The sequence below is a fragment of the Holdemania filiformis genome (genome assembly GCF_003459085.1).
In the GTDB taxonomy this organism is placed as follows: Bacteria; Bacillota_I; Bacilli_A; order Erysipelotrichales; family Erysipelotrichaceae; genus Holdemania; species Holdemania filiformis.
Window position 1 is genome coordinate 406 of sequence record NZ_QRUP01000014.1, and the last position, 13,156, is coordinate 13,561.

General features: G+C 51.0%; 13 protein-coding genes. 10 read left to right on the top strand and 3 right to left on the bottom strand.

Features of this window, described 5'->3' with window-relative positions:
* A partial coding sequence (locus DWY25_RS17885; RefSeq protein WP_220412946.1) for a hypothetical protein occupies positions 1–383 on the top strand: 383 nt, incomplete at its 5' end.
* A gap of 23 nt (positions 384–406) precedes the next feature.
* Entirely contained in the window at positions 407–769 is a 363-nt protein-coding gene (locus DWY25_RS11305; protein ID WP_117895324.1) for a hypothetical protein, read from the top strand.
* 114 nt (positions 770–883) lie between these two features.
* Here DWY25_RS11305 and DWY25_RS11310 read toward each other — a convergent pair whose 3' ends face one another.
* From DWY25_RS11310 to DWY25_RS11320, 3 genes are all read right to left on the bottom strand, one after another.
* The gene (locus DWY25_RS11310; RefSeq protein WP_117895325.1) at positions 884–2,248 is read right to left on the bottom strand and encodes an aldehyde dehydrogenase; all 1,365 of its coding nucleotides are present in this window, start codon (positions 2,246–2,248) and stop codon (positions 884–886) included.
* A gap of 155 nt (positions 2,249–2,403) precedes the next feature.
* Entirely contained in the window at positions 2,404–4,299 is a 1,896-nt protein-coding gene (locus DWY25_RS11315) for a BglG family transcription antiterminator (protein WP_117895326.1), read from the bottom strand.
* Between the two features lie 197 nt (positions 4,300–4,496).
* On the bottom strand, positions 4,497–4,862 hold the full coding sequence (locus DWY25_RS11320; protein WP_244925970.1) for an MGMT family protein: 366 nt from the start codon (positions 4,860–4,862) through the stop codon (positions 4,497–4,499).
* 371 nt (positions 4,863–5,233) lie between these two features.
* Here DWY25_RS11320 and DWY25_RS11325 point away from each other — a divergent pair, with 371 nt between their 5' ends.
* The 8 genes from DWY25_RS11325 (at position 5,234) to DWY25_RS11360 (ending at position 13,137) form a co-directional block, all read left to right on the top strand.
* The gene (locus DWY25_RS11325; protein WP_147611935.1) at positions 5,234–6,643 is read left to right on the top strand and encodes a 6-phospho-beta-glucosidase; all 1,410 of its coding nucleotides are present in this window, start codon (positions 5,234–5,236) and stop codon (positions 6,641–6,643) included.
* A 29-nt stretch (positions 6,644–6,672) separates the two neighbouring features.
* Positions 6,673–8,034 carry an MATE family efflux transporter gene (locus DWY25_RS11330; protein WP_117895328.1) on the top strand — a complete coding sequence of 454 codons (1,362 nt, stop codon included), beginning with the start codon at positions 6,673–6,675 and terminating at the stop codon, positions 8,032–8,034.
* Positions 8,031–8,495 carry a DUF3284 domain-containing protein gene (locus DWY25_RS11335; protein WP_117895329.1) on the top strand — a complete coding sequence of 155 codons (465 nt, stop codon included), beginning with the start codon at positions 8,031–8,033 and terminating at the stop codon, positions 8,493–8,495. The genes DWY25_RS11330 and DWY25_RS11335 overlap by 4 nt, the downstream gene beginning before the upstream one ends.
* A 157-nt stretch (positions 8,496–8,652) precedes the next feature.
* Positions 8,653–9,930 carry a PTS sugar transporter subunit IIC gene (locus tag DWY25_RS11340; RefSeq protein WP_117895330.1) on the top strand — a complete coding sequence of 426 codons (1,278 nt, stop codon included), beginning with the start codon at positions 8,653–8,655 and terminating at the stop codon, positions 9,928–9,930.
* 15 nt (positions 9,931–9,945) lie between these two features.
* On the top strand, positions 9,946–10,248 hold the full coding sequence (locus DWY25_RS11345; RefSeq protein WP_117895331.1) for a PTS sugar transporter subunit IIB: 303 nt from the start codon (positions 9,946–9,948) through the stop codon (positions 10,246–10,248).
* A gap of 26 nt (positions 10,249–10,274) precedes the next feature.
* Entirely contained in the window at positions 10,275–10,592 is a 318-nt protein-coding gene (locus tag DWY25_RS11350; RefSeq protein ID WP_006060075.1) for a PTS sugar transporter subunit IIA, read from the top strand.
* Positions 10,589–10,837, top strand: a complete 249-nt coding sequence (locus DWY25_RS11355) for a hypothetical protein (RefSeq protein WP_117895332.1) — start codon at positions 10,589–10,591, stop codon at positions 10,835–10,837. Before DWY25_RS11350 ends, DWY25_RS11355 begins: the two co-directional genes overlap by 4 nt.
* Before the next feature lie 278 nt (positions 10,838–11,115).
* Complete coding sequence (locus DWY25_RS11360) at positions 11,116–13,137, top strand: FAD-dependent oxidoreductase (protein ID WP_117895333.1); 2,022 nt, start codon at positions 11,116–11,118, stop codon at positions 13,135–13,137.
* Positions 13,138–13,156: the final 19 nt, after the last annotated feature.

Below are 13,156 nucleotides of genomic sequence, written 5' to 3' on the forward strand. Positions count from 1 at the left end.
TGCGGACACGGTTTGATGAAATTGATGAACAGAAAATTTACGAAAAAGGACAGCGGTTAGGGAAGAAGATCGGGGAATGCATTGGAGAGCGTATAGGCAGACAGCAAGGAGAACTCATTGGAGAACGCAGAGGAGAACTCATTGGCAGACAGCAAGGGGAAGAAAAACAAAGAAGGATGCTTCAACAAATGTTGAGTATCCGGATTCCGATGGGTGAAGAAGAAGCTGAACTGCTTCAGCAATTAAACGGTGATGAGCTTTTATTATTGTCAGAACGGTATGAGATGATAAAGACGTCCAAAGATCTGGCTGAACAGGTTCACGAAATTGTAAATCAGAGAAGGAACTCAACCCCACAGCCTAAGCTGGCGGTCACAGTTTAGAATTCTCTGCAGAGGTGATCCCAATGATCAGAATGACAGAAGAACAGCGGGCGGAGTTTTTGAGAAGTACAAGCTTGGACATCGCATTAATACGGACACGGTTTGATGAAATTGATGAACAGAAGATTTACGAAAAAGGACTGCGGTTAGGGAAGAAGATTGGGAAAATCATTGGAGAACGCAGTGCCGAGCTTAAAGGGCTGAGAATGATACTTCAACAGGTGTTGAGTATCCGGATTCCGATGGGTGAAGAAGAAACGACACTGCTTCAGCAGCTAAACGGTGCCGAGCTTCTGTTATTATCGGAGCAGTATGAAATGATAAAGACATCTGAAGATCTGGCAGAACAGGTTCATCAGATTGTAAATCAAAGAGCTCACCATTAGCCTGGCTTCAAGTGAATTTCCACTTTCTGAAAAAAGGCTCTAATTAAAGAAAAATGCCAGGATCAAGGAAAAATCCTGGCACAGGAACAACAATCTAAAATGATTGTTTCTTAACTATTTCATGAACTTCCGAACCAACTTTGCTTTCCAAGGAGAAACAGGCTGATAGCGGATTGGCAGGTCGATGAGGGTTGATTTATCGACGATACTTTTGGTATGGGAGAAGGTTTTAAAGCTGGCATAACCATGATAACCGCCCATGCCGCTGTGTCCAACGCCGCCAAAAGGCATCGCCGTGGTCGCTAAATGAATGATCGTATCGTTAAGGCAGCCGCCGCCGAAGGAACATTCGCGCAGGAAGCGATCCTGATGTTTATGATTTTCACTGAACAGATAAGCGGCCAGCGGTTTCTCCCGCTGCTGGATGAAATGCAGCGCTTCGCTGAAATGTGTATAGGTCAGAATCGGCAGGATCGGTCCGAAGATTTCTTCCTGCATTAGACTTGAATTGGGATCCGGATCGACGATCAACGTCGGCATCAATTTGTGCTGGTTCCAGAGGCCACCGTAAACAACAGGCTGATCCATCAAGAGTTCATTCAGCCGCTGTTCATGTTTCTCATTGATGATTTGCGGATAGTTTTCATTTAATGTCGGATTTGTGCCATACTGGCGTATGATTTCAGAACGCAGCGCTTTGATCAGCGGTTCTTTTACGCGGGAATCCACTAAAATGTAATCTGGGGCCACACAGGTTTGTCCGGCGTTGAGCAGCTTGCCGAAGATGATCCGGCGTGCGGCCAGTTCGATATCGGCGGACGCATCGACCAGACACGGACTCTTTCCGCCTAACTCCAAGGTTACCGGCGTCAGCCAGCGCGATGCTTTTTCCATCACCAATCGGCCGACCTGGACACCGCCTGTGAAAAAGATCGTGTCGAAACGTTGTTCTAAAAGCTCGGTATTTTCTGCCCGGCCCCCCTCGATGACCGCAACATAACATTCGTCATAAATGATGTTCAGCAGCTTAGCGATACAATGGGAGGTTGCCGGCGCATAGGCGGACGGTTTAACGATCGCGCAGTTGCCGGCGGCCAGTGCGCCGATCAGCGGGCTCATCGTCAATTGGAACGGATAATTCCACGGCGCCATGATCAAAGCCACGCCAAACGGTTCGGCCATCGTAAAGCTGACAGCTGGAAATTGAGCTAACGGCGTCGGGACACGCTGGAACCCCATCCATTTCTTTAAGTTTTTTCGTGCGTAATTCAGTTCTTCAAAGACCATGCCGATTTCAGTCATATACGACTCAAAATTGGATTTTCCCAGATCCTGTTTCAGAGCCTCCATGATTTCCAGTTCATGTTCCTGGATTACGCGTTTCAATAGCGTCAGCGCTTCAAAACGAAACGCATAGCTCAATGTTGCGTGCGTATTAAAATAAGCCCGCTGATTATCCACACAGGTTTTAATATCCATACATCAATCCTCCTGTTTTCCTTATTGTATCACGAAGCGGAAATCATCAGGTGAAAGAATGCTGAGATTCGTTAGCGAGATATCGATCAATATGGAGGAAGTCTCATGATAAAATTAAAAAATCAGGATTTTAGTTACAAGTGTTTAAAATTTACTCAATTTGAATTGGCTTCGAGGAAGTCCATTAATTCCTGACGCGAGCGGCACAGGATCATTTTTTTATAACAGCTTTCATCGATCAGAATATCAAAGATCAGATTGTAGATTTTAGAAGCTTGTTCATCATCGCTTCGGCTCAGAATCAACAGGACTAAATTGACCCGCGAGTCATACCAGCGGATCGGTTCGTCGCTGTAATAATAGACGACCTTGGTTAATAACGCATCCTTTTCTAGCGAATGCGGTACGGCAAAACGGTTGAAAAACGCCGTAGAGGACAAACTTTCCCGCTGTCGGACGGAATCCATAAACTGATCATCGATGACACCCCGCTGTTGAAGCAACTGATCGAAGAAAGTCAGGATTTCAACTTCTGTGGTCAGTCCATGGTTGCAGAAAAAGAGTTGATCATCGAAAAAACGAAGCAGATTCTGGCGCAGCTTGCGGCGTTTTTGAGCCTTCATAAACTCGAGGTTTTTCTTCTCAATTCGATGGATTTCAAGCGGGGATAATATGGGACTGATCGGGATCAGATCCGTAAGACTGTTTTCCGTCTTCACGGTGGATAGATAAAAATCAGCGTGATCCTGGTCTGTAATTTCCGACAGACTGGAAACGATTTTCACAATATCCAGCGTACAGCTTAATTTTTCTGTCAGCTGCTGAACCATCAATTTGCGCAGCTCATGATACTGCGGACAAATACAGATCACACGGGGCAGATCATACGTCGGCACATAGGTAGCGATCGAGCCGAGATAAATCGCGATTAAGCCGATTTCATCACCGGGGATTGCGGCCTGGAATTCTTTTTCCAGCTGATAAGCGAGATAGACCGCGACATCGTAAATAAACGGATGCGATGTGCGCAGCGACGTCGCGAAATCATTGTGGAAAAAATTCTGATGACGGCAGCGCAGAAGCAGAAAATGGACGTGCAGGACAAAGTTGTCGAAGACAGCGGAATAATCCAGTTCCAGCTGAAAATGACGAAAAGTCTTGTCCAGCAGTTTCCGGATCTGACCGCGGAAACGTTCGTTTTGAAGGATCTGTTCGTTTTCTTCCGGGAAGGAACCCGTAATGAACGCCAGAATCGTCGCTTTATCCGCTTCGGTAAAGGTCAGCTCGAGCTGTTCCTGCAGCCGTCCGCAGATCGTATCGACAAAGCGGGTCAAAAGCGGAGAGGTTGAGATCGGCAGCGCGTCGGCTTCGGTTTCACTGCCGTCGCTGGGATAGCCGTTGATCATCCGCTGAACGCAGACCGCAATGCAGATAATGATGTTTTTGATATAGATGTCGTCGATTTGAACATCCAGTTCATCCAGCGTTTCATGGATGATTTGCGCCAGCTCCGCCAGGCCGAACGGCGAAAAATAACCATCGAAATTGACGAGTGTCGTGGCTAATGCGTTAGCTTCGGCAAAGAAAAAATGAGAAAGCATCCGGCGTTTATCGGTTTCCTTACCCTGACAGCTCAGCCATTCCCCGCGCCGCTGCAGACTCAGCGAAAAACTGTGAAATTTCGGCATCATGCGTTTCACCAGACTGTAAATCGTGGATTCGCTGACGTATAACTTCTGCGTCAGATCGTAAATCGACGCTTCCTTGCATTCGAGCAGGGCTAAGATCAGCTGTTTTTCCAGCTGACGGTCATCATCCACGCGGCAGTCCTGGATCTGTTGGAGAACCGCTGGATCTTCGTTCAGCACATAGCCTTCCTTATTGGAAAGAATGATTGGCTGACCGGCAATCCGGTTGATCGCGCTGACTTCATACCGGAGTGTGCGCGGCGAAACATTCAGCAGCTGGCTGAACTGTTGACCTTTGATCGGTTTCTGATATTCCCGCAGCAGGCGCAGCGCTAAATATTGTCGCTGAGAAAGTTCAATCATGATTTTTCCTCCCTCTGCCTCTTCAACATCATTATTATCAAAATCCTTACAAAAACACAAGGAAAGGTGAAAATAAAAAATTGCCAGGATCGCGGCAATTTCTTAATCATCCCTTTATGAAACAAGAGGAAATCGAAATTAGATTGAAAACCCAGGGTTATTTCTACTCAATCGTTCAATGAAAGAAAGCGAAAGCGCTAGTCAAGGTCAAAAAGAACGTCTTCGTCATTCTGAACATAAACTCTCAGATTCTTCCGGCCTTTCTGAACGATCGAGTGTCCTTCGGCTTCCAGCTTCGCTTTCTGCGCCAGGACGCCGCCGGGATATTTCGGATTCAGTTCTCCCGCTGCTTTAAGCGTCCGCCAATAGGGAGTTTCATCCGCTGACCGTTGAAAGCTGGCCCAGGTGGCAATCGAAACGAAGATGCCGGCGGTGATCGGTTCTGTGAAATCTGCACCGTTGATTCGGGTGAAATCTTCACGGAGTGTCCCCACAGTGATCATCTTACCCCAAGGTACGTGTTTCATCATGCGGTTGTAGTCGATCGGCGGAGCGAAAAACATCCGGGTTCCTGCACAGGGTCGATATCCATGGTCATTATTTCTTATAATAAGATCAAGCAAGATTGAAACCCATCAATTTATGATCAAGAAGAAGCGGGCGAAAATGTTTCTTATTTGCCAACTTCTTTTTTTGCTTGCACAGCTTGGATCCAGTCTTGAGGGCTTGCCGCGGTCGCGGCAAAATCCAGATTGTCCGCACGGCTTGAAAAGAAGTATGCTGACAACGGAAAAGATCCCGTATTCTTTTCAACCGGGAGAGTTGAGACCGTCGGTCAGCCATGCCTGTGATGTGGGCCGATGGACGCTGCGCCGGTCTTGACTCTCCACCATTCAATACGCTGGAAATCAGCGTTAGAAGGAGTGAAAAATCAATGAAAACACCGAAAGGTTTTCTATGGGGCGGCGCTTCGGCGGCCAATCAATTTGAAGGTGCTTATCTGGAGGATGGCAAAGGATTGAGCGTAGCGGACTGCTTTACCGCCGGTTCCCGAACGCATCGCCGTGAATACACCGACGGCGTCGTCGAGGGGAATTATTATCCGTCGCACATTGCGACCGACTTTTATCATCATTGGAAGGAAGACGTCAAGCTGTTTGCGGAAATGGGTTATAAAGCCTTCCGCACCTCAATCGCCTGGAGCCGGATTTACCCGCACGGCGACGATGAACAGCCTAACGAGGCGGGACTGCGGTTTTATGACGAACTGTTTGACGAGTTATTAAGCTATGGCATCGAACCGGTGATTACGCTGACGCACTATGAGGTTCCGTATGCGTTGGTTGAGAAATACAATTCCTTCGCTGACCGGCGCTGTGTGGATTTCTTTGAACGCTACTGCCGCACGGTGTTCACGCGCTACAAGGGGAAGGTCAAACTGTGGATGACGTTCAATGAAATCAACACCATGATGCATGGTGGCGAGCAGCAGACCGGCGTGCGGATTCCGGAAGGCGCTGACCGTGATCAAGTCCTGCTGCAGGTTGCTCACCATTTGCTTCTTGCCAGCGCGAAGGCAGTTAAACTGGGGCATGAAATCGATCCGGAAAACAAGATTGGCTGCATGGTCTGCAATCCGCTGTTTTATCCGGAAACCTGCAAGCCGGAAGATCAGATTCAGGCGATGAAGGATAACGACGCAATGTTCTATTTCAGCGATACCCAGGTTCGCGGCGGCTATTCCAACAAAGCGAGGAAGCTGTGGGAAGCGCGCGGCGTGCAGCTCAAGACGGAGCCGGAGGATGAACAGATCTTACGCGAAGGCTGCGTAGATTATGTGGGATTCAGCTATTACATGTCGGCGGTTTCCTCAACCCGTCCGGTTGAAAAAGTCCAGGGCAACATGATGCGGATGGTGAAAAATCCGTATGTCCAGGAAAGCGACTGGGGCTGGGGGATCGATCCGGTCGGCCTGCGGATCGCGCTGAATCAGTTTTACGACCGCTATCAAATTCCGGTTTTCTGCGTGGAAAATGGCTTCGGCGCAGAGGATGAGGTCAGCCCGGACGGCCATGTTCACGACCCGTACCGGATCGATTACTTCCGCCGGAATATTCAGGAACTGCTCAAAGCGATTCATGAGGATGGCGTCGACGTGATGGGCTACACGGCCTGGGGCTGCATCGACTTCATCAGCGCCGGCAGCGGCGAGATGAAAAAACGCTATGGAATGATTTATGTCGACCGCGACAACGAAGGCCGCGGTACGTTAAGACGGATTAAAAAAGACAGCTTCGACTGGTACCGCCGCGCGATCGCTTCCAACGGGGAGGATCTCGGCTGACGCGGCAGGAGAAGAAAAAGGAGGGACGGATGGCGAAGAAAGAACTGGATCTGCTGCAGGACAAACCCGCCTCAGCGATTCTTAAATTTGCGGTGCCGATGTTGATCGGCGCCTTGTTTCAACAGGTGTACAGTCTGGTCGACACGGTGGTCGTCGGCAACTTTATCAACAGCGACGCGCTGGCGGCGGTGGGCACCAGCGGCGTCATCATGAATATCGTGACGATGGCCGGGATGGGATTAGCCGTCGGGACCTCGGTCGTCACGGCGCAGTATTTCGGCGCAAAGAAGCTGCGCGAAGTCAAGACAGCGATCCGCACGTCGCTGATTGTGTTTGTGGCGCTGGGCTTGGGCGGCGGCGCGCTGGGCCTGGCGATCATGAAGCCGATGCTGCAGCTCATGAATACGCCTTTGGAAATGATGGATTATGCCCTTTCCTATCTTGGCGTGATCTTTATCGGCGTCGTGTTCGTCATGCTTTACAACATGTTTAATCAGGTATCCATCGCGTTGGGTGATTCTAAAACCCCGATGATCATGCTGCTGGCGGCCAGTGCGATCAATGTGGTGCTCGATCTGGTCTTCACCCTTGTCTGCCATTGGGGAACAGCCGGCGTGGCGGCCGCGACCGTGATCGGCCAGGGCTTCGCGGCCTTGACCTGCTGGCGGCTGATTCAAAAGAAAATGAACCAGATGGTCACGGAACAACCCGCCTGGTTTGATAAGCAGATGTTAAAATCCATCTGCGCAATCGGACTGCCGGCCGTGGCGCAGAATGCGATCTCCGCGTCCGGCATGTTGGCCGTGCAAAGTCTGCTGAACAGCTTCGGCAGTGTGACCGTGGCGGCTTATACCGCCGCCAACAAGGTCGACGGGATCGCGATGTCGCCGATGGTATCGCTGGGAACCGCCATATCCACTTATGCCGCCCAGAATATCGGCGCGAAGCAATACGACCGGGTCAAAGCGGGACTGCGCTTCACCTTGGGCCTGGCGCTGGTCTGCTGCCTTGTGACCGGCGTGCTGATCTACGGCGCGACCGACGCAATTCTCGGATTGTTTGTCAGCGGCAGCGCCAGCCGCGAGCTGTTTGATATCGGCGCGGAATACCTGCATGTCGCGGTCTTCAGCTACTTTGTCATGGCCGTGATGTTTATCCTGACGGGTGTGCTGAAAGGCGCCGGTGACGCCAAGCTGGTGTTCGTCTGTTCGATCACCGATCTGTTGACGCGCGCCGGGTTCGCCTATGCCGCGGTCGGCGTCTTAGGCCGCTATGCGCTGTGGCTTAGTTACCCGTTCGGCTGGTTCTGTTCCATCGCGATTGCCTGGCCGCGTTATCTGTCGGGCAAGTGGAAAAAAATTACGATTATCGCAAAGGAGTCGGAGCTATGAAACATACATTCCATCTGAGAGCGGCGAAGGAAGAAGTCTTTGACTATTTTATCGACGTCCTGCTTCAGGATGTGCTGGCTTATACGGGTCAGAAGCTTTCCCGCAGTCAGTTAAAAGAAGGCTTTACTTACCGGAAAAACTTATCGAACAACCCGAAGAAATCCCGGATCGCGACAGTCCGGCTGACGGAATTTCGCTATCCGGAGCATTATGCCGTGATTTATACGCGCGATGATTTCCGCAAACGCGCGGTCTACGATCTGAGCGATGAACGGCAGGGCTGCCGGTTTGTGATGAGGCAGCAGCAGGAAAAGAAGCTGCGCGATGAATCCGGAGCCCTGTTGTGGACGGTTACGGAATCCGCAGAGAGGGAGGAAAAACCATCGCTGATGACGCGTTTGCGGATGCGGGCGGTGGTCCGCCAGCTGCGGAAAAGATCGAAAACCGCCGTCGTTCTGTAATGGGGCAAGACTCTGCCGCGAAGGCGGCAAATGTGAAATTGCCCCAGATAAGTTGTTGACGCTATACTGATATCAGAAATACGGGATAGTGAGGACGGAGGTGTTTTTAAGCCACAGGTTTTGAGAAAATAAGGAATCTTGCAGAAAGGGGAAACTCATGAATAATTTCTTAGACAAACTCGATCACGTTTTATCGCCGGTCGCGGACGTATTGTCCAACAACAAATTCCTGCGCTCAATCGCCAACGGTTTGATCGCGCTGATGCCGTTAACGATGGTCGCCGCGATTTTCAGCATTCTGGAGGCGCTGCCGAAGGTGGCTTCCTTCTTACCGCAGTGGAGCGAAGCGGTGGATGCCGCACTGTTAGTTCCGTACAACGTCATCTTTGGTTTAATGGCTTTGATCGTATCGTTCACCGTCGCTTACCAGCATTCCAAAAACTATGAGGATTCCGACAGTATGATGAACGGTCTGTTATCGCTGTTATGTTTCGTGCTGATGGCGTCGACCTATGAAAACATGACGTTCAGCGCCCAGTATTTCGGCTATGCCGGAATCTTCGCAGCCGTGCTGACGGCGTTGGTTTCCGTGGAACTTTATCATTTCCTGGTCAAACACAACCTGCGCATCAAAATGCCGGATTCTGTGCCGCCGCTGGTCAGCAAGTCGTTTGAAGCGTTGATTCCGCTGCTGATTCTGGTCACGGTGTTCTATGGCGGCAACTGTCTGGTCGTCAGTCTGACCGGTAATTCGATTCCGGCGCTGATCCAGTCGCTGGTCACCCCGGCCATCAAGGGCTCCGATTCGATCTGGTACCAGGCGATCCTGCACTTCCTGATGCAGCTGTTCTTCTGGCTGGGCATGCACGGCTGGGCGATCACGGCAGGGTTCTCGATGCCGATCTCCAACGCGCTGCTGGCGGAACAATCAGCCGCTTATGCCGCAGGGACACCGATTGCCGAGCTGCCGTATTTTACCACGGGCGGCGTCAACATGTGCAACGTCTTCTACTTCATCCCGCTGATCCTGATGTTCGCGTGCAAAGCCAAGCGCAACAAAGCGATCGGCAAGATGACGTTCATTCCGACCTTGTTTAATATCTCCGAACCGATGACCTTCGGCATTCCGATCGTCCTGAATCCGATTCTGGGCATTCCGTTTATCCTCTACCAGCCGATCATCGTTTCGATTAACATGGCGGCGGTCAAATACGGCTTCATGAACCGCTCGGCGATGTCCGGCATCGCGGCTTTGCCGCAGCCGTTCTCAACCTTTGTCGCATGCTACGGCGACTTCCGCGTCTTCTTAGTTTTCGCGGTGATGATGATCGTTGCGATTGCGATCTGGTATCCGTTCTTAATGGTGTGGGACCGGAAATGTCTGCGGGAGGAACAGGAAGCGATCGCCGCGGGTCAGGTGGAAACGGCGGAATAAAGAAAGAAGGATATCATGAAAATTATACGTTTGTTCTGCGCCAACGGCTTCACTACAGAAATGATGACCAAAAAGATGCAGCAGGCGGCTGAAAAGCTGGGCCTGGATTATGACATCAAGGCTTTCCCGTATGCCAAGATCCGCGACGAGGGACCGAAAGCTGACGTCATTCTGTTAGGCCCGCAAATTCGCTACAATTTAAAACATGTCGAAAAGGACTATCCGACAACGCCGGTGATCCTGATGGATATGCGTCTGTATGCCGCAATGGATGGCGAAGCAATGGTAAAGCAGGCTCAAGCCGCTTTGGAAAAATAGGAAACACGACGGAAGGAGGAATACAGATGCAACAGGAATTGACAAACGTCAGCTGCGAAATCATCGCGAAGGTGGGGACGGCCAAGGGGTTGTTCGTGGAAGCGATCGAAACTGCCGCGGCCGGCCAGCTGGATCAGGCCCGCGCTTTGTTAAGTGAAGGCGAACAGATTTTTAACCAGGGACACGAAGCTCACGGTCAGCTGTTGACCCAATTCGCAGCCGGGGCTGAGGTCAAGGTCGACCTCCTTCTCGTTCATGCGGAATGTCAGATGATGAGCGCCGAAGACTTTAAGGTGATCGCTGAAGAAGTCATCGCGATCGCAGAAAAGAGGATTCATGCATGAAGATCAATGTGGAAACCGGCAAGCGCGCCGCGATGAATGACATTGTCGAAGCGCTGGAACAATCTGAACTGCACGCCGTCTTTTGCGGCAAGGACAAGATGAATCCGATTGCGCTGGTCTTTGAGATCGACGCGGAAGACACGAAAGCAGTAATTCGTCAGGCTGAAAAAATCATTAAGGCCCGGTTGGGCAAATCAGTTTCTTTTCGGGTCGTGCCGCACGGCAGCTTGCTGTACTATGGCTGATCCCGCCGGGAAACTCGCGTCAGAAAAGAATTCAAAATCAGAGGAAGATGAATGGAACATTCCGTTCATCTTTTCAAAAGAAAGAACTGAATCTCAAGTAACTGTTTTAAACCGTAAAACGAAACCGATCTCCGTTTTCCCGGGAAATACCGATGGAATCAAACTTGCCTTGAAACCGGATTTCATCAGAAGCAGACTCTTTGCAATCTGAATTCACTCAGCGTCCCGGGATTATTCCAAGCAGGAAGCCCAAACATTAAAAAGAAAGAAGGAGCGCTATGCAAACTCATTTTACCCATCTCTTCACACCGCTGCGTGTACGCGGCATCATGTTTCCAAACCGGATTTTCCTCTCACCTCAGGGCCATTCGCCAAAGCATCGCCACCCGTCTTCGTATGATTCCTTATACGATGCCGGCATGTTGTTCTTTGATAAATCCCAGGGTGGTTTCGGCGGCTGCACGATTGCTACAGGACCAGTTCTGGAAGACGGCCACTATGAGAAATATGCCCGCGATCAGATTCGCGAGCTGATGTCGATGGCTACCCAGACCGGCGCCAGGGTCGCCGCCGGGGTCATGCCGTTTACTTTCCATCCTGATAAAATTCCGCCGATCACAGATTTAGAACCTCAATACGCGGAAATTGAAGGCGGTACGCCGAAAGGTCAGCCTAGCAGCGGAAACCAGCCGATGATGCCGAACTACCGTGCATCCGATGGCCTGTGGGACGGTTATCCGTGCGAAGAAATGCCGAAGTCCATGATTCTGGAATCTATCGAAACAGCTCGCAGAAGTGCGAAAGCGGCACGGGAATTCGGTTTCGATTACGTGGAAGTTGGCGGCTTCGCCCATGGCAGCGCGATCGCGTCCTTCTTGTCAGCCAAAGAAAATCACCGGACTGACGAATTCGGCGGTTCGCTTGAAAATCGCTGCCGTTATCCGTTAATGCTCTTACAGGCGGTACGTGAGGCGATCGGCGAGGATATGCCGATGGCGATTACGATTTCCAGCCAGCTGTATGATCAGCGTAGTGCTGATTTGTCGCATACCGAAGATGAAATGATCGAATTTCTCAAACGGGCGCAGGGAATTCTCGATATGGTGATTATCTCCTCTGGAATGGATACGACGAACCTGTGGAATGAAAACGTGTTCCATTGCGGAACGATCTTTCAGAAGAAAGACTTCACCGTCGAATTCTCCAAGCGGATGAAAAAAGAAACACCGCAGCTGATCGCAATTCCGCGCGGCGGCATCAACACCGTTCAGCTGGCGGAGGAAGTCATCGCTGAAAACTGGGGCGATGCGGTGTGCGTAGGCCGTTCCTTCGTTGCGGATCCTTATTGGCCGAAGAAAGCGATGGAAGGCCGGGAAGAGGATATCGTTCCTTGCCTGCGCTGCGATTACTGCTATCACAGCGCGACCGATCACATGAATTTATTCTGTTCCGTCAATCCGCGGCTGTTCCGGGAACGGCGGGTGCCTGCCGCTATTGAACCTGCGTCGGTGAGGAAGAAAGTCGTTGTAATCGGCGGCGGACCGGCCGGATGCAAAGCAGCGTTAACCGCGGCAGAGCGGGGACATGAAGTCATCCTTATTGAGAAGAGTGATGCGGTTGGCGGTCAGCTGAAGCATGCGCCGTATGATCATCACAAAGAGGATCTGGATAATTATAAAAAATATCTCCAGGTTCAGATCGCAAAATCCAAGGCTCAGGTGATCTACAACACGACGGCTACGCCGGAATGGGTGCGGTCCATGAATCCGGACGCGCTGGTGATCGCGGTCGGCGCTGAACCGGTCTGCCCTCCGATTCCAGGCATTGAGAAAGCACAGGAAGCGACGAGTTTCTATACCCGGATGGATGAGATTGGCCAGCGGGTGGCAATTATCGGCGGCGGGACGATCGGCGCGGAACTGGCGCTGACTTTAGCGGAAACCGGACGCGATGTGACGGTCATTGAGATGAATGACGAGCTGGCGGCGCAGGGCCATTTCTTTTATAAGATCGGCTTGAAACACGCGATTCTTGACGTTAAAGAAAACTACCACGCTTTGTTGAAAACTCGCTGTCTGGAAGTGTTGGATAACGGCGTCAGAGTCATGGACGCAGAAGGCCAGGAACAGATTGTGGAAGCGGATACCGTGATCTATGCGGTCGGCATGAAATCCAAACGGGAAGAAGCGCTGGCGTTCTATGGTATTACGCCGCAGACGGCGGTGATCGGTGATTGCAAGCGCGTCGGCCGAGTGATGGAAGCGACGCATGACGGATATTTCTTCGCAATGAGCTTATAGAGGGAATCAGTTCTCATTC

What these genes read in the sequence shown, in the direction of transcription:
- DWY25_RS11305 (WP_117895324.1), top strand. Translation starts at nt 407, where the DNA reads ATGATCAGAATGACAGAAGAACAGCGGGCGGAGTTTTTGAGAAGTACA.
- DWY25_RS11310 (WP_117895325.1), bottom strand. Translation starts at nt 2,248, where the DNA reads ATGGATATTAAAACCTGTGTGGATAATCAGCGGGCTTATTTTAATACG.
- DWY25_RS11315 (WP_117895326.1), bottom strand. Translation starts at nt 4,299, where the DNA reads ATGATTGAACTTTCTCAGCGACAATATTTAGCGCTGCGCCTGCTGCGG.
- DWY25_RS11320 (WP_244925970.1), bottom strand. Translation starts at nt 4,862, where the DNA reads ATGTTTTTCGCTCCGCCGATCGACTACAACCGCATGATGAAACACGTA.
- DWY25_RS11325 (WP_147611935.1), top strand. Translation starts at nt 5,234, where the DNA reads ATGAAAACACCGAAAGGTTTTCTATGGGGCGGCGCTTCGGCGGCCAAT.
- DWY25_RS11330 (WP_117895328.1), top strand. Translation starts at nt 6,673, where the DNA reads ATGGCGAAGAAAGAACTGGATCTGCTGCAGGACAAACCCGCCTCAGCG.
- DWY25_RS11335 (WP_117895329.1), top strand. Translation starts at nt 8,031, where the DNA reads ATGAAACATACATTCCATCTGAGAGCGGCGAAGGAAGAAGTCTTTGAC.
- DWY25_RS11340 (WP_117895330.1), top strand. Translation starts at nt 8,653, where the DNA reads ATGAATAATTTCTTAGACAAACTCGATCACGTTTTATCGCCGGTCGCG.
- DWY25_RS11345 (WP_117895331.1), top strand. Translation starts at nt 9,946, where the DNA reads ATGAAAATTATACGTTTGTTCTGCGCCAACGGCTTCACTACAGAAATG.
- DWY25_RS11350 (WP_006060075.1), top strand. Translation starts at nt 10,275, where the DNA reads ATGCAACAGGAATTGACAAACGTCAGCTGCGAAATCATCGCGAAGGTG.
- DWY25_RS11355 (WP_117895332.1), top strand. Translation starts at nt 10,589, where the DNA reads ATGAAGATCAATGTGGAAACCGGCAAGCGCGCCGCGATGAATGACATT.
- DWY25_RS11360 (WP_117895333.1), top strand. Translation starts at nt 11,116, where the DNA reads ATGCAAACTCATTTTACCCATCTCTTCACACCGCTGCGTGTACGCGGC.